The 20,954-nt window shown below is 46.7% G+C and carries 11 protein-coding genes; 5 read left to right on the top strand and 6 right to left on the bottom strand.

Going from position 1 to position 20,954, the window contains the following annotated elements; genetic code table 11:
- Positions 1-17 precede the first annotated feature (17 nt).
- Both ABIO93_RS10340 and ABIO93_RS10335 read left to right on the top strand, forming a co-directional pair.
- Positions 18-1,508: a peptide MFS transporter gene (locus ABIO93_RS10340; protein ID WP_348067221.1), complete on the top strand. Its 1,491-nt coding sequence runs from the start codon at positions 18-20 to the stop codon at positions 1,506-1,508.
- 40 nt (positions 1,509-1,548) lie between these two features.
- On the top strand, positions 1,549-3,594 hold the full coding sequence (locus tag ABIO93_RS10335; protein WP_348067219.1) for a M13 family metallopeptidase: 2,046 nt from the start codon (positions 1,549-1,551) through the stop codon (positions 3,592-3,594).
- Here the strand turns inward: ABIO93_RS10335 and ABIO93_RS10330 are convergent, their stop codons facing one another.
- The 4 genes from ABIO93_RS10330 to ABIO93_RS10315 all read right to left on the bottom strand — a co-directional run bounded on the left by ABIO93_RS10330 (position 3,595) and on the right by ABIO93_RS10315 (position 9,615).
- On the bottom strand, positions 3,595-4,755 hold the full coding sequence (locus ABIO93_RS10330) for a DNA-binding transcriptional regulator (protein ID WP_348067217.1): 1,161 nt from the start codon (positions 4,753-4,755) through the stop codon (positions 3,595-3,597). It lies immediately after the preceding gene.
- Between the two features lie 79 nt (positions 4,756-4,834).
- Positions 4,835-6,082 (bottom strand): sugar MFS transporter, encoded by a 1,248-nt coding sequence (locus tag ABIO93_RS10325; protein WP_348067215.1) that lies wholly within the window; start codon positions 6,080-6,082, stop codon positions 4,835-4,837.
- 52 nt (positions 6,083-6,134) lie between these two features.
- Positions 6,135-6,968: an ROK family protein gene (locus ABIO93_RS10320; protein WP_348067213.1), complete on the bottom strand. Its 834-nt coding sequence runs from the start codon at positions 6,966-6,968 to the stop codon at positions 6,135-6,137.
- Positions 6,969-7,017: 49 nt separating this feature from the next.
- Positions 7,018-9,615: a family 20 glycosylhydrolase gene (locus ABIO93_RS10315; RefSeq protein WP_348067211.1), complete on the bottom strand. Its 2,598-nt coding sequence runs from the start codon at positions 9,613-9,615 to the stop codon at positions 7,018-7,020.
- Positions 9,616-9,843: 228 nt separating this feature from the next.
- Between ABIO93_RS10315 and ABIO93_RS10310 the strand changes: the two genes are divergently transcribed.
- Genes ABIO93_RS10310 through ABIO93_RS10300 form a run of 3 tightly spaced genes read left to right on the top strand, consistent with a single transcriptional unit; the run spans position 9,844 to position 14,220 of the window.
- Positions 9,844-10,950 carry a heparan-alpha-glucosaminide N-acetyltransferase domain-containing protein gene (locus ABIO93_RS10310; protein WP_348067209.1) on the top strand — a complete coding sequence of 369 codons (1,107 nt, stop codon included), beginning with the start codon at positions 9,844-9,846 and terminating at the stop codon, positions 10,948-10,950.
- Positions 10,951-10,960: 10 nt separating this feature from the next.
- The gene (locus ABIO93_RS10305) at positions 10,961-13,387 is read left to right on the top strand and encodes a hypothetical protein (RefSeq protein ID WP_348067207.1); all 2,427 of its coding nucleotides are present in this window, start codon (positions 10,961-10,963) and stop codon (positions 13,385-13,387) included.
- 14 nt (positions 13,388-13,401) lie between these two features.
- Complete coding sequence (locus ABIO93_RS10300; RefSeq protein ID WP_348067205.1) at positions 13,402-14,220, top strand: aldolase/citrate lyase family protein; 819 nt, start codon at positions 13,402-13,404, stop codon at positions 14,218-14,220.
- Position 14,221: 1 nt separating this feature from the next.
- Here ABIO93_RS10300 and ABIO93_RS10295 read toward each other — a convergent pair whose 3' ends face one another.
- Both ABIO93_RS10295 and ABIO93_RS10290 read right to left on the bottom strand, forming a co-directional pair.
- A complete protein-coding gene (locus ABIO93_RS10295) occupies positions 14,222-15,205 on the bottom strand; it encodes a nucleoside hydrolase (RefSeq protein ID WP_348067203.1) in 984 nt (327 codons plus the stop codon).
- A 110-nt stretch (positions 15,206-15,315) separates the two neighbouring features.
- Positions 15,316-20,700, bottom strand: a complete 5,385-nt coding sequence (locus tag ABIO93_RS10290) for a S8 family serine peptidase (RefSeq protein WP_348067201.1) — start codon at positions 20,698-20,700, stop codon at positions 15,316-15,318.
- Positions 20,701-20,954 lie beyond the last annotated feature (254 nt).

The raw sequence follows: 20,954 nt of genomic DNA, 5'->3' as shown, positions 1-20,954 counted from the left end.
TAAAACACTTCTCTTCTATGTCTTCACCGATATCCCAAAAACATCCCAAAGGCCTGTACGTCTTGTTCTTTGCTGAAATGTGGGAACGCTTTAGCTACTATGGAATGCGGGCAATCCTGCTCCTTTTTTTATTGGATAAAATGCGGGGTGGGATGTCGATGGGCGCGGCAGAAGGTGCCGCGATCTACGGAATATACACGGCTTCGGTTTATTTGTTAACATTACCCGGCGGCTGGCTGGCGGATAACATTCTCGGCCAGAAAAAGGCGATTTGGTACGGCGGTATCGTGATCATGATTGGCCATATTATCCTTGCTATCCCTGCCGGTTCAGGGATTTTCTTTTTAGGGCTCACCACAGTCGCGGTAGGTACTGGGTTATTAAAGCCTAATATCAGTTCAATTGTGGGTGAATTATATCCTGAAGGCGGGGCAAGGCGTGACGCTGCATTCTCCATCTTCTATATGGGGATCAACCTCGGCTCGTTTTTGGGAATCGCTATTGTAGGTTACCTGGGAGAGAAAGTCAGTTGGCACCTGGGCTTTGGCGCTGCCGCCATTGGAATGCTCCTTGGCCTTATTGTTTTCCGGATTGGAAGCGCCCGCCATTTACAAGGGCTGGGAGATGTTCCACCAGCCAGCATTTCAACACCCGAATCAGTGGCGCAGTCGAGCAGTAATAAAAAGCTTGGATACGGGCTGGTTGCATTGTTAGTCCTGTTTTTAATAGTACTGCAAACGACCGGTACCATCGATATGACAACCGCACAAGGCCTGGCCAAAGGTGCAGGTGTGATCATTGTGACTATTTCTGCCTCCTATTTCTTATTCATATTGGTAGCGGGTGGGCTCACGCGCGTGGAGCAGTACCGCGTATTGGTATTGATCATTTTGTTTTTAGCTATCGCCCTATTCTGGGCAGGATACGAGCAAGCAGGTACTTCACTGCAGATCTTCGCAGAAAGGCATACCCAAAGAATGATCGGAGGCTGGGAAGTCCCATCCAGCTGGTTCCAGAACTTCCAGCCTACATTTGTGTTACTTTTTGCCCCGGTTTTGGCTAGTCTATGGATTTATCTTTCATCAAGAAATCTCAATCCGTCCATTCCCGTCAAATTTGCTGCCGGGCTGATATTACTTGGGCTTAGCTTTTTTGTAATGGTTGGAGCTTCTAACATTGCTGTCACAGGCCAGCTCGCTTCTCCTTTCTTCCTGACATTTACTTATTTTCTTCATACAATCGGAGAATTGTGCGTAAGTCCTGTGGGTTTAAGTTCCTATACCAAGCTTGCTCCTAAGCGATATGTCAGCCAGTTAATGGGTATCTGGTTTGTCGGTGCTTCTCTCGGTAATCTGATCGCTGGTATATTTGCGGGTGGATTTGATGAAGAAAACATCATGCAAATGCCTGCATTGTTCAATCAGGTTGCTATCATTACTACCGGCTTCGGCCTCTTGTTGCTCGTTTTCTGGAAACCTATCAAGGGTTGGATGGGGGGCATTAAATAAGCATTTTCATTATCCCGACTTCATAAACAAATTATCTAAGATGAAAACAGCCGCATTCTGTTCTGCCGTTCTGGCCATATCAATGGTCATGACGGGATGTAAAAAAGAAAAAGAAGAAGAATCTCCCACTGAAAAAGTACCAGGTTTCGACATTAGCTCACTCGATTCAGCTGCCAAAGCCTGCGACGATTTTGACAGCTATGTCAATGGAGGTTGGAAAAAGAAAAATCCGATACCGGGTACTGAGAGCCGCTGGGGCGCTTTTGGTATTTTGGACAAAGAAAATAAGGAAGTTCGGCTGAGAGGGATCATTGAAGAGATTACCCAGCTGAAAGACAGAAAAAAAGGAAGCGAGGAACAGCAAATTGCAGATTACTACCAGTCATTTCTGGATACGACTACCATTGAAAAACGTGGCCTAACTCCTCTGAAACCTTATTTTGATAAGATCAATGGCATTACGTCCCTGAAAGACCTGGCTTCGGTTGCTGGCGAAATGCAGAAAGTCGGCGTCCCGTCAGTAATAGGATTCGGAGTTGACGGAGATTTGAAAAATAGCAAGGTAAACGTTCTTTATCAGGCGCAGGGAGGCCTTAGCCTTGGTGAGAAAAGCTACTACGAGCGCACCGATTCCAGCACATTAAAAGTCCGGGCCGAATTCGTGAAGCATGTCGACAAAATGTTCTCTATGGCGGCATTTCCTGAACCGAATCCTGGCAAAACGATCCTGGACTTCGAAACGAAAATTGCCAAATTACAACTGAGCAATGTAGAGCTTCGGGATCCTGTGAAAACCTACAACAAAATGGCTTTTGCAGAATTTGAGAAGCTTATCCCCGATTTTGATCAAAAGACATTTGCAGCCAAACAGGACATTAAAACAGATACCGTCATTGTCGAGAACAAACCTTATCTGCAAAAACTGAATGCATTATTGAAAGCCACTCCCCTGGCAACATTGAAACTTTACACCAAATGGCAGGTACTATCCCGGTTCGCCGGTTTCCTTCCTAAAAGCTTCGACCAGGAAGATTTCCGTTTTTTCAACACGGTGATGCGGGGTACGAAACAGCAAAAAGCGAGGGTTGAAAGGGCTATCCGCTCTACCGATGCTTTGCTGGGAATGCCTTTGGGTAAATTGTTCGCGAAGAAATATTTCCCTGAAGAAGACAAAAAGAAAGTCTCCGATATGATTGAAAATGTGCGTTCGGTTTATTCAGAACGGATGGAAAAACTCACATGGATGAGCGATTCGACCAAGGCCAAAGCACACAAAAAGCTGAAAGCATTTACCTACAAAATCGGTTATCCTGACAAATGGAAGGATTATTCATCCATTGATATCGAAGCCGATAAGCTTTTTGAAAATGGCATAGCGGCGGCGTTATACGGCCACAAAGAGGAGATCGAGAAGATCGGAAAAGAGGTCGACAAGAAAGAATGGCTGATGACGCCACAGACTGTCAATGCTTATTACAATCCATTGAATAACGAGGTGGTTTTCCCTGCCGGGATTTTGCAGCCGCCATTTTATAACCGCAATGCCGATGATGCCGTTAACTATGGGGGAATTATAGCGGTAATCGGCCACGAATTCACCCACGGGTTCGACGATCAGGGATCTCAGTTTGACGACGAAGGCAATTTGAAAAACTGGTGGACAGCATCAGATCGTGCCAATTTTGATAAATTGACTAAGAAATACATTGACTATTTCAGCGGTATCGAGGCACTGCCAGGCTTCAAGATCAATGGCGCACTGACGATCGGTGAAAATGTTGCGGATCTGGGTGGACTAACATTGGCTTATTATGCTTTGGAAAAATCATTAAAAGGAAAAGCAGAACCTGCCCCTATCGACGGTTTCAACTGGAAGCAACGCTTCTTCCTGGGTTGGGCGCAGGTATGGCACATGAATACCACCGACGAAGCATTGAGAAACCAGGTTCAAACCGACCCGCACTCGCCCGCCAAAGACAGGATCAATGGCCCATTACCGCATTTGAAAGAGTTTCAGGCTGCTTGGAGCTGTGAGCCCGGAAGCAAAATGGTAATCCCGGACTCGTCAAGAGTCGTGATCTGGTAATTACTTGCCTGCCACGTACTTATTTCTGTAAACACTTGGACTACAACCCTTAGCCTGCCTGAATTGGCGGGCTATATTTTTGCTGTCATTCAGCCCCATATCAAGGGCTATTTCGAAAACAGACATATCGGTATCCAGCAGTTTTTGGGTAAACTTCTCAATACGCAGGTTGAAAATGTATTTGTAGATCGGGTACCCCGTGATTTCCAGAAACCGCTTTTCCAACGCCCGACGGGATAATGGTACCTGCTTTACGACTTCGTCCACGTGCAGGTTTTTATCAATGTTTTGGTGAATGTATTTCAATGATGATGCAATGTGGTCATCATTCGTCGCATATATATCCGTGGAATGCCGGGTAATAACCTGCATGGGCTTCACAATGATATCATAGTACTCGGAAGTACCGTGTTTGATCATGTGATCCAGCAGCTTCGCAGCATCATAACCTCCCTTTTCCACGTCCAGCGCAATGCTCGACAACGGCGGATCGGACAGGTCGCAGATCATTTCGTCATTATCGACGCCTAATACCGCCACTTCTTCCGGGATTCGGATACCGACGTGCCGGCAGGCCTCGGTAATGTGCTGCCCCTGGTTATCGTCGCAGGTCATGAGCCCGATGGGCTTGGGAAGTGATTTGAGCCAACGGCTTAGCGAGCTGGGTTTATAGTACCACAGTTCAGTCGACCGGGCCTTTTTGTGTTCGAAGTAATGTACCTTATGGCCGCGCATCCGAAGTCTTTCTTCAAATCCCTCCGCCCGTTCTCGCGACCACACAATGTCGTTGAACCCGTAGAATGCAAAATTGGTGAACCCTTTTTTGAGGAAATAATCAGCGCCCAGCTGCCCCGCTTCGTGATAAGCACCGGTAATGTTGGGGATTTCAGTGAAGCGTTCTTTAAAATCCTGCGCGATGACAGGAATTTTGGCGCGGACTATTTTTTCAATTTCCTTATTGTAAAGCTGCCCGACGATCCCGTCGGCGCCCCATTCGAGTGCCCATTTCAGAATTCCGTCTATCCCGACCGTCTCGCGATGAAATAGGGGCATTCTACAAAAAATCCATGGCCCAAACTCCTTCGAATACGCATTGATCCCTTTCATGAGGCTCTTGCTGTATTCCTCCGCGAAGTCAAGAAGCAGGATGATTTTGTACATGGTTGGCTTTGGCTTTGGCGATTAGCTTTTAGCTGTTGGCTGTTAGCAAATTTAGCTAAAAGTTAACAGCTGACTCCTCTTAAAATATGTCTTTTAGGCTGGTGATCGTATCGTTGGTAATCAACGGCTTCGCCCAGATTCCAATGCTTAAAATATAGGCCAGCGGAATCAACAAAAATAGCATCGCGAATTGCAATCCTACCAATTCACCTAACCCGCCCACGATCAATGGTACCACCGCGCCTCCCGCAATCCCTGCGCACAAGATACCCGAGAATGTGCCGTGATGCCGAGGTACAGAGTTTAGCGCCAGAGAAAAAATTACCGAATACATGACCGATGCAAAGAAACCGGTAATAGGGAATGCCTGCAATGCAATGTCTTTGGAACCAAACAAGGCAGCAAGTAACGATATTACCGCGCCGGCAGTGAAGAAAATCAGCACTTTACGACTATCAATCAATTTCAAAAGTATTAACCCTAAAAAGCAGCCAATGGTCAATAATCCCCAAAAATAAGAGATCACAGACGCTCCGGTTGTGGCCGGGTCGACATTGTGATAAGTTTGCAAAAACTGAGAGATCCAGTTAGCGATTCCCTGTTCAGTACCTACGTAAGCGAATATTCCCAGGAAAAACAGCCAGACATACCGGTTAGCTGCCAGCTCCTTGAAGGATTTACCGACATCAATCCGCTCCTCTTCCAGCAGCTCCACTTTTGGAAACTTCACCGCGGAAATGACCACTACCATGGCCAACGCGATCACCGCAAAAACCCAGTAAAGCGATACCCATTTCAAGTTTTCAGGAACAAGATCATTTAAAATATCCAACAAAAAACCCGATTGCTCCGAATGCACATTGAGTACCAGGTAGCTATAAAGCAAGGGGCTGAGAAAGGATGCTGCGCCGAAAAACAGCTGGGCTAATACCGAGAAAAATGCAAATTTCTCCTCGCCTCCCGCTACCCTCAGCAATGGATTGATCACGACCTGCAAAATGGCCATGCCAATGCCAATAAGGAAAAGCGAAGATAACGCAATGGAAAAACTAGGTATGAATGCAAATAACAATGCGCCAGCGAATGCCAGTAAAAACGCCAGGATCAACATTTTCTTCTCTCCATATTTCTCCACCATTAGCCCGGCAGGAATCGACATAACCCCGTAAGCAACAAAAAAAGCAAAAGGTAAAAACCCCGCCAGACCAATGCTCAGATTGAAACTTTTAACAATGTCCGGGATAATGGGGCCAAGGATATTAGTAAGGAAAGAGATGACGAAGAAGATCAGCAGGATCAGAACGACGATAAAAATATTTCTTTGCATGAGGGCACATATTGGGTTCAGGAACCTAATTTAAGGTTTATTCAATACTACTTCAATTATTATCCAATAAAGCCGCGGCACCCAGCAGTGCAATATTTTCGTCTTCTGAGAGCAATAATGTTAGTTTTTTAAGCGATTCGGGATAGGCAAAATCCTGAATGCTATCGATCATGCTATCATGATAAAATTGATTTGCCTTGGCAACAGAACCGCCCAGTACGATCGCCTCAGGGTCATAGGTATACATAATCGCCTTGATCACAGCTCCCAGGTGTACCCCAAACTCCTCCCACACCTCAATCGCCCGCTTGCTACCTTTCAATGCTGCTTCGTGAGCTGCAAAAGCATCTATACCGAGTGAATCCTCAAAAAAGCGGTTGCACACATAATTTTCCAGCACCGAATCTTTGTAAGGTAACATTCCGATTTCCCCCGCACCACAGTTTTTACCCGAGTACAAATGGTTATCAATAATAATCCCCGATCCCAGTCCGGTACCAATAGCCATGCCGATCACCGATGTGAACTTTCTGGCCACCCCAAAACGATGCTCGCCCAATACAAAGCAATTGACGTCATTATTAATAGAAACCGGCAGATTAAATTCGTTCTGTATGATGTCGCGCAATGCTACTTCCTCCCAGGAAGGAATGTTCATCACATTATATACAATTCCCTTACTGACGTCCACGACCGACGGAACGCCAATTCCAATGCCTTTGACCGGATACTTCGTGAGCGGCCTGATCAGTTCCATCAACTGGTCCAGCGTCGAGGAAAGTGAATCCTTATTTTTTAGTAAAGTTCTGTTCTGCCGTGTAATTGCGCCGCCAGATTCTATCCCGGCACGAAGGTTCGTGCCGCCGATATCTACACCTATGTTCATCTATTGTGTGAGGTTGAGTATTGCTTTGCGCTTTTGAACGCTGTAAATTCTATTTGGATGCTACTACGCTGGTCCGGCTTGATTTCCCCGCAAGGTCAAAGCTTTTCAGTTTAACAATTCCTGATATCTTCACCGGAGCATTATACAATTGCGATTGTTCGGTAGGTTCAGAGCCGTCGGTCGTGTACCTGATCGCCAGCCCCGGAAGTTCAGTATTGGCTTTCAGTTCTCCATTTTCAATTACCGCCCCCGGCATTGGAATGCGGTAGTTATAGCCGCCATTTAAGTACTTCAATCTTGGTAAGTGTCTTTGGGCCATTGAATTGGCAAACTGGTTCCAGCCATCCTGAATCATTTTTTTGCGGGTAGCATCGTCAGCCACATTTTCCCATTTACGCTCTGTCCAGGCACTTTCTGCAAAGCCCAGCAGCTTCGGCAGAATCGAATATTCCATCATATCCCTACCTTTGATCGTCTCGCTCCAAAGTTGTGATTCCACACCGTACACATTCTTCCTGGCCGCCGGTTTCAATAATTGCTTACCAACAAATTCCTCTTTCATCGGTTTGCCCATAGCCGTTTCCTCGGTGGTTGTGAACATATTGTAAGGCGAGAAAGTCCACATGTCCCGTGCGCCTACGAATCCTGCCCAATACAGTCCCGGTTCTTTGGGATCATTGTCGTAGGACATATCGAAATAAAAATTCGTCACATTGCACAGGATCACCTGGTATCCGTCATTCGCCATCCGGTTGCCCAGGTCCACATCGAATACATTGTTCCAGATATACGGATAAACAGCGTGGCCTACGAATTCAGGATTGGAGAGGTAAGCCCCGGCCGGAGTTTTGGTCAATGCTACTTCCTCCCAGCCATGCACTTTCAGGTTTCTTTTTTCCAATCTTGGTAAAAGCTCTCTGAAAAAGTACGTCTGCAGGCTTTTCGGGCCTTTCAATTCCGGATGTTCTTTCAAAAGCTTGTCGATCATAGGCGATTTAGTCCAAGTACCCTCTGCTACCTCATCGCCCCCTGTGTGGAACGTGTCCATCGTCAATCCCGCATCCTTGTACATTTTGCCAATCTCATCTACGACCTTTTCGTAAAAATGGTAAACCGATTCCCTGGCCACGCACACCACATTGTTCTTATAGGCCTGAGCAGACAGATAAACTGACTTATCATCCGGGTCGATCAAACGATATTCATTGGCCTCTTTTTCCTTCCCTTCTTTCATCAACCTTTCATAACGCGCCTCCATGGATTTGATCGCCGCCAATGCGTGTCCCGGGAAATTCACTTCCGGAATTACCTTAATGTGGCGTTCATGTGCGTATTTCAAAATTTCAATGAAATCGGCCTTGGTGTAAAATCCGCTGCCATACTTATCCTTATCGTATGCTACCGGACCTGATCCGTAGCCTGGGTGCAATGCAGGTGCATTGATGCCCGACGTGTGCTGACGTTGCGCACCGACTTGGGTTAGCTCGGGAAGGCCATCGATTTCAAGTCTCCAACCTTCGTCTTCTGTGGTATAAAAAAGAAAATGATTGATCTTGTAAGAAGCCAGCAAATCCAGAACCCGTTTGATGGACTCTTTCGTCTGGAAATTCCGGCCCACATCCAGGTGCATGCTCCTGAAATAAAACCGGGGTGCATCCTCTACCTGAACATATCCCAGGATCGCCGAATCGGCCTTTTTGATATACGATGCTGTTGGTATTAATTGTAATAGACTTTGCACGCCATAGAAAACGCCTGCTGCATCGCTACCGACGATCACCACGCCATTCTGATCCACATTCAGCTTATAAGCTTCTTTTGCAATACCATTCACATTCACCGCGCCGGTTTTTAATACAATAGCAGGCCCAGACGCGGGTTGAGGCAATCCTTTTTGAATGGGGAAGTCGGTACCTGTTACGGCTTTCAACTTCTCGATCAGCAACTTCGCTTCCGTTTCCAGGCCTTCCTGATAAAATACATTTGCCTTGCTGGTCAATGTAAATGTTCCTGCACCGGAAGTCATTTTCACAGGGCTAGGGATAATTTTCAATAATTGGTCAGCACCCAAAGTGGTATATGCCAGGTTATCCTTGTAACGAGTCTCAGAAGTTGGAACCTGCTTTAAATCCCTGGTACCTCTTAATATTTGTTCCTTGGTTAAAAATGGCTCAACGGTAAAATCGGCAACCTGAACAATGTCTTTTTCTTTTCCTTCTTGATCATAAAAAACAAAGTACAGGCCCATAGGCGCGTCTGTTTCCTTGATAATGCCTTCGGTACCAGTGTAGGTAATGGTAACCGAGTCGCCTGCGGCCAATTTAAAATCTTTCGCAGCAACCATTTTATACCAATCGCCATTGATATGCTCAATCACAGCAGGCTGGGCAACTTTATTGGAATGGATCGGGCGGGGCGACATGTTGAAGAACAGTTTCCAGTTACTGCCGTCCAATGCGAAGTTACTGCCATTTTTAATCGTAAATTTTGCTTCAAAACTGCCTTCCGGCTCTATAAAATTGCTGACCAGCTTCCACGAAACACTGATCTTCTCAGCTTGCTCTTTGGAAATTTCACCTGATTTTTTGCAACCAATAAAAATCAGTAAACCAAATAAGATCAGTGAGTAAGGGATTATTTTGCGCATAGAATAAGACAGGAAAAAGGCTGGTTTTGAGAGAAATCGAAGTTTTTCACAATGTTATCTTTAATACTGATAAATCATAAAAATATACTAGTTCGATCACACAAAATGCATTTCACTACCAGCATAGCCATGGCCATTTCTTCCTGAATGCTGTTCGCGCCGATTATAAATAGTGACCAATAGCCTTTCCAATGCATTAGCCCGTATTAAACCCTTAAACGGTACTATATGGACAAGCCCTCCGGCACTTCTTCAAGATTGCTTTCATTGGATGCCATGCGTGGTTTCACTATAGCGGCGATGATCATGGTCAACTTTCCGGGCAGTGAGGAACACGTGTTCCCTACCCTGCACCACACCAAATGGAACGGATTGACATTTACAGACCTCATCGCTCCTGTATTCCTATTCATTGTAGGAGTTTCCATTGCATTGGCCTATTCCAGAAAAATAGGGTTACCAGGCTCCAAAGGTGATCTTTACAAGAAGATCATCATTCGCTCCGTCAAGATATTTGCAGTCGGAATGTTCCTGAACATGATGCCGAACTTTGATTTTTCAGATTTGCGCTATACCGGCACATTGCACCGCATTGCCATTGTTTTCTTGGTTTGCGCATTCCTATATCTCAATACCAGCTGGAAACAGCAAGCATACCTGGGTATCACCATTCTCGTGCTATATTGGCTCGCGCTAACGCTCATTCCTACCCCGGGCGAAGGCCAGGTAATGCTCGAACCGGGAAGAAACATTGCTGCCTGGATCGATCAGCAATTTCTGCCTGGCAAGATGTGGCAGGGCAACTGGGATCCCGAAGGCATACTCAGCACATTCCCTTCCATAGTGACCGGCATAACAGGTATGCTGGCGGGAAAACTGATGATCAGCCGTTTCAGTCCCAATGAGAAAAGCAACTACCTGATGGTGGCAGGGCTGTTTTCGGCAGCGGCGGGCTACTTCTGGGGGTTGGCTTTTCCGGTGAACGAAAACCTTTGGACCAGCTCCTTTGTACTAGTCACCTCGGGTTTCGCTTCAATGCTGCTTGGCTCCTTGTATTTTCTGGTTGATATTTTGGGCAGAACAAAAGGTACCGCGCCAGGTGTGATTTTCGGGGCCAATGCAATTACCGCATATGTACTGGCCGACATTTTCGCGCTGGTTTTTTACCTTCTTCCAATCGACGGACAAACACTCAATCAACATGCTGTTACCGCCATGTCCGAAGCTGGCCTTGATCCGCGGCTGGCGAGTATGCTATATGCCTGGTTTTTTGTCGCCCTCAACTTCATTCCGGCCTATGTGCTTTACAAGAGGAAAATATTCATCAAGCTTTAACCCAAAATCAATGGCCGCCAGTAGATTGAGAATCTTAGTGTTACTGCTGTTTTTGTCAGTCAAAAACAGTCCTGTTTCCGCGCAGCCCATTGATTTTTCCAAATCACAAATATTTGTCACTACCGCAGACAAAAATGTGCTGCTGAGGAGCATTGAAGTGCTGCAATCGGAAGTAGAAAAGAGGAGCGGAATCAAATTACTGGTCGCTAAAAAACTGCCAAAAAGCGGCAGTAGCATCATTATTTCACTCGAAAAAGACATGACCAGGCTTCCCGAAAGCTATCGTACTGCCCTGGCGGCACTTCCTGCCACGAAGGCTGAGGGATTTAAAATATTTGTCATTAAAAAAACAAATACTGTACTGGTGATCGGCAATGATCCGAGAGGAATCCTGTTTGGCGTCGGAAGGCTGTTGCGGAAAATGCAGATAAAGCCAGGTAGTGTCACATTGCCCGAAGATCTCTCACTTTCAACCAGCCCTACGTATCCGGTAAGAGGGCACCAACTCGGTTACCGACCAAAGACCAACGCCTACGATGCGTTTACAGTTGCACGTTTTGACCAGTACATCCGCGAGCTGGCATTGTTTGGGGCCAATACCATTGAAATCCTCCCTCCCCGCACTGACGATGATTCGACCAGCCGTCACATGAAAGTTCCGGCGGCCAGAATGATCGTCGAGCAATCCCGGATCTGCAAAGAATACGGTCTGGATGTATCGATCTGGTATCCTAATATGGGCAAGAATTACGTCCATCCTGATTCCATACAAAAGGAATTAAAGGAGAGAGAAATCGTTTTTGCAAGTCTCCCGAAGTTGAATGCAGTTTTCGTTCCGGCCGGAGATCCTGGTGAACTGGAACCTGATGTCCTGTTTCAATGGCTGGAAAAAGAGGCCATATTGCTTCAAAAATACCATCCGAAAGCTAAGATCTGGGTATCGCCCCAGGTTTTCAGGCCGACTCAAAAATGGTTCGACAGTTTTTTCAGTCATGCCAATAAAGAGTACCCCTGGTTTGGAGGCGTCGTGTTTGGACCCTGGGTCAAAATCCCGGTGAAGCAGATCCGCGAGTTGCTGAAACCATCCATTCCCATCCGCCATTATCCCGACATTACCCACAATTACAGTTCGCAATATCCCGTACCACATTGGGACCTTGCCTACGCCATGACCGAGGGTCGGGAGAGCATTAATCCACGACCATTTGATGAAAAAGCCATCCATAATGCATTGGATCAGTATGGGATCGGCAGCGTGAGCTATTCTGAAGGTACCAATGATGATGTTAACAAATTCGTATGGAGCGATCAGGACTGGAACCCGGAAACCCCGGTCATGGAAACATTGCGCGACTATGCGTCTCTTTTCTTTGGGCCTGATTACAGGGAATCCGGAGCGCAGGGAATAGTGGCTTTAGAACGAAACTGGAAAGGCGAGCTCATTGCGAATGAAGGTGTGGATGTTACACTAATGCAATGGAGGGCACTGGAAAAAGGCGCGTCCTTGAAGCTACAACAGAATCCACGGTTCCAAATGGGGTTGATACGGGCCTATTTTGATGCTTATACCCGCCAAAGATTGATTTACGAAACAGAATTGGAACAAAAATCCCGCCGGATATTAGAAGCCACGCCGAAAATAGGTTCGGCAGAGGCGATCAGCAAGGCGCGTGAGCAGCTGGAAAAAGCATGGACGGAACCCATTCTTGCGGATTATCAGGCCAAATGTCAAAGCCTGGCGGATTCCTTATACAAAAGCATTGGCGCACAATTGACCATGAAAAAACATGGCGCGATGTCAGGCAGAGGGAATTTCATTGACCTCATCAATATGCCTTTGAATGACTCGCCCTACCTGCTGGATCAATTGGAACGGATTGAAAAATTGAATGATGAGGCTGAGAAACTGAAAGAAATCGATCATTTACTGCATCGTACTGATCCGGGGCCGGGTGGGTTTTATGACCATTTCGGTGATCCGGAAAGCTGGTATCGCATTGTTCCCGGCATGACGTGGGAAGAAGATCCCGGCAGTCTGCAATCGCCCCGAATTGGATTTGGAGTAGGGCTCGTTGGCGAAGAATGGGTCGATGAGATCCAGGCGACGGGATTTAAAGGCCAGGTAACACCCAGAGCCTGGATGAAGCAAGCCAAAACCCTTTATGACGAGCCATTAAAAATACGGTACGACAACCTGGACCCGACCGCGACCTACCGCATTAAGATTTCCTACACCGGCCGTTTCCGTTCCAGAATGAAAATGACGACCGACGATGGCCAGACGATACACGAATTTATTCAAACCGGCAATCAGCCAAGTTTTGAATTCAATGTACCTAAACCTGCCACCACCGATGGCCAGGCGACTTTTATCTGGAATTGTGGAGAAGGGGAGCGCGGCTCGCAGGTGACTGAGATATGGCTGATGAAACAATAAATGCAAAATTAACTATGGAATCCCCACTGACATTACTTAAAAAACTGAGAAGCGGCCGGAATGTTTACGGTACCTGCATTACCTCTACCGGTCCAATGTGGCCTGCTGCCATCAAAAAGACCGGTGTAGATTTTGTGTTTCTGGATACTGAGCATGTGCCTTTGGGACGGCCGGAGCTGGCCGTTTTGTGTCAGCAATTCCGGCATCTGGGCATCACACCCATTGTCAGGATTCCATGTCCCGACCCTTTTCTGGCATGTCAGGTGATTGATGGTGGAGCACTTGGTGTGGTTGCGCCCTATCTCGAATCTGTTGATCAAATTCAGGAATTGGTGGGTGCTACCAAATACAGGCCATTGAAAGGAGAGCTGCTGGATAGCTATCTGACTGGCAAAGTAGCAATGCCCGACCATCTCCGAAAGTATGTTGAAAATTACAATGCAGCCAACATTTGCATCGCCAACATTGAAAGTGTTCCGGCCATGGACAAGCTCGAAGAACTATTATCTGTTCCCGGGCTGGACGCTGTGTTTATTGGTCCACACGATCTGTCGGTAAGCATGGGGCTTCCCGAACAATACGACCATCCGGATTTTGAAAAGGCTGTTACCTACATCATTCAAACGGCGCGTGCCCAAGGTCTTTCGATCGGCATTCACTTTTCACTGGAACCCGAACGACAGATTCGATGGATGAAGGAAGGGGCGAATATCGTTGTCCATAGTTTTGATATTGCCCTTTTTACTCAAAAACTGAATGAAGACCTCAACAAAATCCGGACAGCAGCAGGTGACGATATTCTGAAAAAAGACGGATCATCCATGGTTGTATAACTCACTTTTTGCCTTCCCACATCATCAGTCCTTCGATGAGGGCGGTTAGCTGTTCCGTAGGCATATTGGGTGTCAGGTAGGCGTGCGGCCCCATGGGGTCGTCCTGCCATTTGTTGTTACCACCTTCTAAAATGATTTTTCCGCGCTTCAATCCAAAATAGGGCTGAACGCCCCGCACGCCAACCAGCACAGCCGTCTGGTCCCAGCTCATACGTCCCTTTGCATCATTTTTGTCAAGCGGGATAGCCATAGCGTACACATCCTTTACCGGGCCCGTCAGTTTTTCATTGGCTATTACCCGCAAACCGGTTCTGATTTCGTTTCCGATCTCAAATCCGCTGAAAATGATCTCACTAGGCCACTCAGCGAAAACTTTCGCAGACGCAACCGAGTCTACCCGCACATTATATTCGCGGCCCTGGGGAAACCATCCCGCCATTGACACGAGCTGTTTCACCTTTTTCTTGACTAGACTAGCGCCTGAAAGCTGCGAGTTCGCATCGGGTTTGGAGTCCAGCAAGTCAGCCAAATTGGTCAGGAAACCGACCGTTACAATGGTTACGCTTTGATCTGGTTGCTTGGCCAGGATTTTGCGATATGTTTCAACCGCATCTGGCGCGTCAGACGTCTTGGCGATTTTGTGCGGATACTTGGCTGCCAGCATTTCCGGCCATTTCTGGAATGCACCAAAGCTTGCTCCTTTTCCTTTTGGGGCGCCTGTGGGCAAATCCGGCCTTCCGAAATAAGTATTCAGGATTTCAATGGCCGGTACCACCAGTTCATTTTGATTGGACGAAATGACTGCCAGGGGCTTAATCTCACCTTTGTCGGCGAGCGCGTGCATGACGGCCATCGCGCCGACATCATCATAATCGGGACCGATATCTGTGTCCAGGATCATCGAATTGGCAACCCGACCTCCGATTTGGGCTGATACCTGGGAAAATGCAAATAGAAAGAGGGTAAATAAAACTCTATAGATCATGATCGTTGACAATAATTACTCAGCAAGACTAACGATATATTCGCCCATTCCATTCGTTCTGCTGCAATTTCAGTCAATATTTTTCTAAAATTTCTCGATTAAACGTATACTCAATCTTTCAACATCTGAAATACCTGCTTGTCTTTTCCATTTACAACTTCCAGCACGTATTTCCCCTGAACGAACTGTGAGCCGGACAAATCAATTTTTTGTTTCTGCAAAAATCCGGTCGCCATTGATTTTGTGGACTGAAAAACACGTCCATTGAGGTCGTAAACATTGAGCGAAATTTCCCCGCCAATGTTAGCCTGATACGTAATGTAAAAGACTCCCGTAGACGGATTAGGGTAAACGTTCCATTCTTTTTGTTCTTCAAAAACGACGGGTCTTACTCTTGAATAGGCATAGGTACTGTCGATGTCGATCATTTTTAAGCGGTAGTAACGTGCTCCGGATTTCAAATTGTCATGATCCGTGAAAGCATAATTACTACCTGTCTTCAAGCCTCCATTCCCATCAACCGCTCCGATTTTCGCAAAATCAGTTAGCCGATAAGCCTCATTGCCAGCAGCCACCTCAATATCGAAATGGTCAAAGTTCTCTTCTGACGTCGTTTCCCATTCAAGCAGTACATCTTTACCCGCGTCTTCACCAGGTTTTTTCCTTGCATTGAAACTTACCAGCTCCACAGGCAGCGCTCCGCTATTACCAACAAATTTTTCTGACAGCCAGAATTCTGAGAAATTTTTGACTTTAAATTCGGTAAAGTACCCTTTATCGTAAGGGACAATGTGGATTTGCGAGGCAGGATGAAAGCTCCAACCCCCTTCCGTGCTGTTTGAAATGGAACCGTCTTCTTTATTTACGTCACTATGCCGGTACTTGGAAACTCCAAGTTCGTAAGCAGTTTCGGGTTTCCCGCAATTCGCGCAACCGACGGCGGCAATCAATGCCTCGCTTTCTGTTTCCAGGAAATATAGCCTTACTGTCGCTGAGTCGGCGAGGTTAATGTTGGTGGGTTTGATCGTAAAATTCCTGTTGAGATAATACTCGCTATTGACATTTCGGCTGCCCGACGTGTTAATGTAAGTCTGCACAGCGGTGTTGCCCAGGTTCTGGTTATTCGGGTAAATGGATGCTACCAGCTTTCCATTTTGCGTAAAATGCACCCAATTAGTACCTCCATTTACATTTTGGGTAACCGGCAGCGCCATTGTCGACTCATCATAAATGATACTGGCTTTGTCATAAATGTGAATGTCGTCCAGCGCGACGCCCTCCCGGCGGGTGAATGCGTCCGAGATCATGACAAACCGGACTTTAAGATTTGCAAAGCCAGTCGGTAATGGGATGCTCGCCACGTGCCACCGCACATAATCCTGTATGCTCCATGCACCTGAGCCTGAATAGGTTTTATTGTACCAGTTAGTGCCTTGCCCAGCAGCGCCCAGTCGTGTCCAGGCACCACCGTTTCCGGAATATTCGACGTACACAATATCGCAAGGTGTAGGGTCGCATACTTCCAGGTCCAGCACCACGCTGAAACTTAAAGTAGGAGCTGCAAGCCCTGCCACTTCGAAGCATGGCGAGTACAAATACGACTCTTCCTTGTCATTGTGAGTGCCAGCCAGATTGGTTTTCCATATCTTATTGCCGCTCGCAGCTGTTTTGATCACGGCTGAAACAGGTGTACCGTATTGCCAGGAGCTGTTTGTTCCTTTGGCGTACCAAAAGCCATTGTTGGTTTCGAAATTCTCAAGATAAGGAAAGGTGCTGATGACAGGCGCATTGTACAGCTCTAAGTAAACGCTGTCATTATCGTGGTAACTATCCGTCACCAAAGCCGCCCAAACCTTGATTTCCCGCGAACCCAATGCTGAAAGATCAGCTTTATTGACAAACGTGTAGGATATCGTAGTTCGTTTGGAAATAGCGGCAATGGTCTCCTGAATGACCGGGCCATTCCCTATCTGGTAATTCACAGGTACATTGGTAATGTCCCTTGCCGAACTGTTGCGGATCTGCACGACGATGGATTCTGAATTTCCAAGTCCGCAATTGGCGGCGGCAGGCTGCAAAAGACTCAGCATCTGAATGTCGTCAGTCACTGTGAAGAGTTTAATGTCATCGAAACTATAACCTGCTCCGGCGGTGTAATCAGCGGTGATCATTCTGCCCCATTGCCCCATCCGTACCTGAAAGCTGGACGAAAAATTCTTATTATTCGCCGATAACAAACTGCTGATCTCTATTCCGGAGGGTGTTTTATAACCTTCCTGGGCAATTTTCTGATTGGCAAAAAGGTCATAAGCTTCTATCCACGGATCCGTGTCCTTTCCTCTTACCCACACCTTATTATTCGCATTGGATTTTTGCCCGTGGTTTTTATAACTGAAATTCAACCGAATGTCAGAATCATCGATATTGTAGCCAGAAAGATTGAAAGTAGCGTCCAGAAAGTTGGTATTGCCACCCGAGAAATACCGGTTTGCATCCAATGTGAGCGCTCTTTGTCCTGAATTGGCCAAACCGGTGTTCACGAAAGTCCTGATACGGCCCGCATCGGTATTCGCGGAAAAATCATAACGTCCGTCACCCTGCAAGCCAATCTGATTGGATATGACCGTCTGAACGGGCAGGTACTCCATGTCATCCAGAAATGGCAACGAAATCGGTGCATTCGGCAGTTGCCTGAATGTTTTGACAATCGTATCGTTCTTGGTGACCGGATCGTTGCTTTTGTGAATGTAAACTTTCAGCTTATAGTCTCCGACATTGAGCATATCGGCACCAACACTGAATGTATGATCGTAGGTTTTCCCTTTTTCAATGAATGGCGTAATCGTTTCAATCGGTATCGGGTTGCCGTTCAGTTCAAAGCCCACGTCTAATGGCTCATTGGAATCCACATCATCCAGGTTTTTAATCCTGATCTTGACAAAAATTGCATTACTGAGCTGAGAGGAAGTATTGGTTCTCCCGGTACCGGTCGGCGTCAGAATGGATTCTATTTTAAGGTCTTTATCCGAAATAGTGCCCGCACAGGTTCCGCTGTCAGGTTTTCTGGAAATCGCGAGCGCGCGCCTGCCGGGGTGCCCGTTCAGCCTTGCCCGCACCGAAAGCAGGTATGTCGAGTCCTTACTGAGCCCTCCCATCACAAAATTGTTACCGGCAGTGATGCCCGCAGACACCATTTCATTTCCTTTCAAAATCATCACTTCGTAATCCGTCGCCCCGGCCACAGCCGTCCAGTCCACAGAAATATATCCCTCACATTGCAGGCTTGATAAAGTAACTGTGGGTATTCCGGCGACAGTAAATATCTCGCTGACGCTTTCCACCCCCGTACTATTCTGCATCACTTTGACCTTTACGCTATCGGAGGTAGTACCAGCCGGTATCGTCCATGCCAGCTGGCTGGTTCCGGCAGCCAGGTTATTGCCAATAGTCGTCCAGGGGTTATTGTTTTTGAGGCGGTATTGCACTGTAAACGTGCTGGTAGTATTCCCGAAAGCATCCCAGTTGATATTGATCACGTCACTATCTTTAAGATGTTCATTTCCTATGGGATAGGTCAATGTCAGCGAATTTGGAATAATGTCATATACAATAAAATATTCCTGGTCAGGATTCTGGGCGATCAGTGTGCCCAGTACCGAAATCTTATAATTGCCCTCAACAGGGTTGTTGATCACCACCTGTTCAATGTTATTAACATTATCCACACCGGTCGTCGCGATATCATTGACTTTGGAAGGCGTGGGGTCTAGCAGTCTTGGCAGTATCTTGGCCGATGATGGATTCCTGACCTGCAGATCAAGATTATGCACCAGATTCTGGCTGGATAAAATCCCGCCAGCCGGGTCATTCCAGTACAGCATGACCTTCAATTGGGCTGTATTGGCAGGTATGGCAATGGTATGGTCCTTTTGCCCCTGATTCGAAACTACGTCACTTATGTAGCTTTGGGTTTCCAGCATTTTAACGGAGCGCAGCAGGTTCATCCATCCGAAACCATATTTGTAATCCGGCCCATCATTACCCTTATCAGTGGCCCCGTTGCAGATCAATGCTTTCATCAACCCGCTTTTAGGGTTCCCATTTCCATGCAGCTGACGGTAGCGCTCATATAGCAGTGCGAGCCCCCCTGCAACCGCCGGAGACGACATACTGGTGCCGGTTCCTCCCCCGTACAGGTTGACGGGAATGGTCGACATCACACTAACACCCTGAGCCGTAATTTCTGGTTTAATCCGACCATCCCTGGCCGGCCCCTTACTGGAAGCCGTGGCAATGACCGATGTTTCCGACCCACTGCCCACGCTGATCACATTCTTGGCTGTCTGATAGCCACTCAGTACATTTGCAAATCCCGCCGGGTAAGGGCCGCAATTAGAAGTTCCGCTATTTCCCGCCGCAAAAACGTGCTGCAGGCTGGTTAACTGAAAAGCTTGCTGATCCAAAATTTGAGAATAAAGATCATAAACCCCGAAAGTTTCACAGTTATTGACATCGCCGCCATACGAGTTATTGGTGATCACCATTCCAAAATCCTGTACATACTGAGGCGAATATGCCAGTATGTTCGAAAAGCTCTGGGCAACAATGGTCGCTTTGGGCGCATACCCGGAAAATCTTTCATTCATAATTCCCGCACCGCCCAGCGTCCCCATCACATGCACACCGTGCGTGCCAATTTCAGTTGAGTTCCTGTTAATGATGCGACCGTTGATATCAATATGTTGTAAAGGATTGGCATCGTCACCTACTCCGACCACGACGCCCTGACCAGTCAGATTGCGTCCTCCCGGAAGAGATGAATGCAAAATATTAGCGCGGGCGTTGGACGTACTTTTATTATTCAACCCCTTGTCGTCCTGAGGTACTGCCTGTACATACTGAACAAATGGCTGAGCCGCCAATTCTTTAAGCCTTTCCGTCGGAACCCTAAGTGCAACTACCTGGTAATCTTTGTATTGCTCCGATATCATTTCAAAATTCAGCGCCCTGAGCCCGTCCCTGATCTCTTCGAATGAGAATGTTCGCGGATAATTGATCCAGACATTGACAGTACCCGGGCTTTTGACTGCATGCACCGGTATGCGGCCATTGGCCAGTCCGGGCTCCATTTTTTGCTCAGGCGACAGCTCTATGATGGACCTGCCCTTCATTCTCGCCAAAATGTTCTGACTATTCTGATTGGCGATCGTCGCCGTGTAAGCGTAGTTAGGAATGTAGTCCAGCAGTTCTATACCCTCTTTTTTCAACTGGCTTCTCTCCTCTTGTGTAGGTATGGCTTCAAATTGAATGACCACAAATGTCTTGCCTATCCCGGAAGTTCTCAGGGTAGCTCCCTTCCCATTGCCTGAAATATTCTTATCCGGCGTAAAAGAACCACTTCGCAGCAATAATTTGTAATCTCCTACCTGTGCTGTAACGACCGCGTCGCAAAGTAGAAGCAAGAATATGGACTGATAGAGGTTTTTCCATTTCATAATGATTAGGGACAAATACGAGGTAGTAATTCTACTTTATTTGTAGCTATTATACAAAGAATTTTCTGTTTTGTTTAATACAATTTATTATTGAAATATAACTAATTAAAAATCTTTGACAATTAGTTACGCCAACAGCTTGGAAGCAACACTTAACTATACGTCTTATACGCAGGAATGCACTATGGTCACATTTAATTCTTGTAATTACTTATGCCCTGCCTTAACTTAGCATTTTTTCAAGTCGTACCTGC

The organism is Dyadobacter sp. (genome assembly GCF_039919315.1).
Classification (GTDB): Bacteria; Bacteroidota; Bacteroidia; order Cytophagales; family Spirosomataceae; genus Dyadobacter.
The sequence above is the reverse complement of the archived record's forward strand: the minus strand, read 5'-3'. Positions and strand labels throughout refer to the sequence as shown.

What these genes read in the sequence shown, in the direction of transcription:
- ABIO93_RS10340 (WP_348067221.1), top strand. Translation starts at nt 18, where the DNA reads ATGTCTTCACCGATATCCCAAAAACATCCCAAAGGCCTGTACGTCTTG.
- ABIO93_RS10335 (WP_348067219.1), top strand. Translation starts at nt 1,549, where the DNA reads ATGAAAACAGCCGCATTCTGTTCTGCCGTTCTGGCCATATCAATGGTC.
- ABIO93_RS10330 (WP_348067217.1), bottom strand. Translation starts at nt 4,755, where the DNA reads ATGTACAAAATCATCCTGCTTCTTGACTTCGCGGAGGAATACAGCAAG.
- ABIO93_RS10325 (WP_348067215.1), bottom strand. Translation starts at nt 6,082, where the DNA reads ATGCAAAGAAATATTTTTATCGTCGTTCTGATCCTGCTGATCTTCTTC.
- ABIO93_RS10320 (WP_348067213.1), bottom strand. Translation starts at nt 6,968, where the DNA reads ATGAACATAGGTGTAGATATCGGCGGCACGAACCTTCGTGCCGGGATA.
- ABIO93_RS10315 (WP_348067211.1), bottom strand. Translation starts at nt 9,615, where the DNA reads ATGCGCAAAATAATCCCTTACTCACTGATCTTATTTGGTTTACTGATT.
- ABIO93_RS10310 (WP_348067209.1), top strand. Translation starts at nt 9,844, where the DNA reads ATGGACAAGCCCTCCGGCACTTCTTCAAGATTGCTTTCATTGGATGCC.
- ABIO93_RS10305 (WP_348067207.1), top strand. Translation starts at nt 10,961, where the DNA reads ATGGCCGCCAGTAGATTGAGAATCTTAGTGTTACTGCTGTTTTTGTCA.
- ABIO93_RS10300 (WP_348067205.1), top strand. Translation starts at nt 13,402, where the DNA reads ATGGAATCCCCACTGACATTACTTAAAAAACTGAGAAGCGGCCGGAAT.
- ABIO93_RS10295 (WP_348067203.1), bottom strand. Translation starts at nt 15,205, where the DNA reads ATGATCTATAGAGTTTTATTTACCCTCTTTCTATTTGCATTTTCCCAG.
- ABIO93_RS10290 (WP_348067201.1), bottom strand. Translation starts at nt 20,700, where the DNA reads ATGAAATGGAAAAACCTCTATCAGTCCATATTCTTGCTTCTACTTTGC.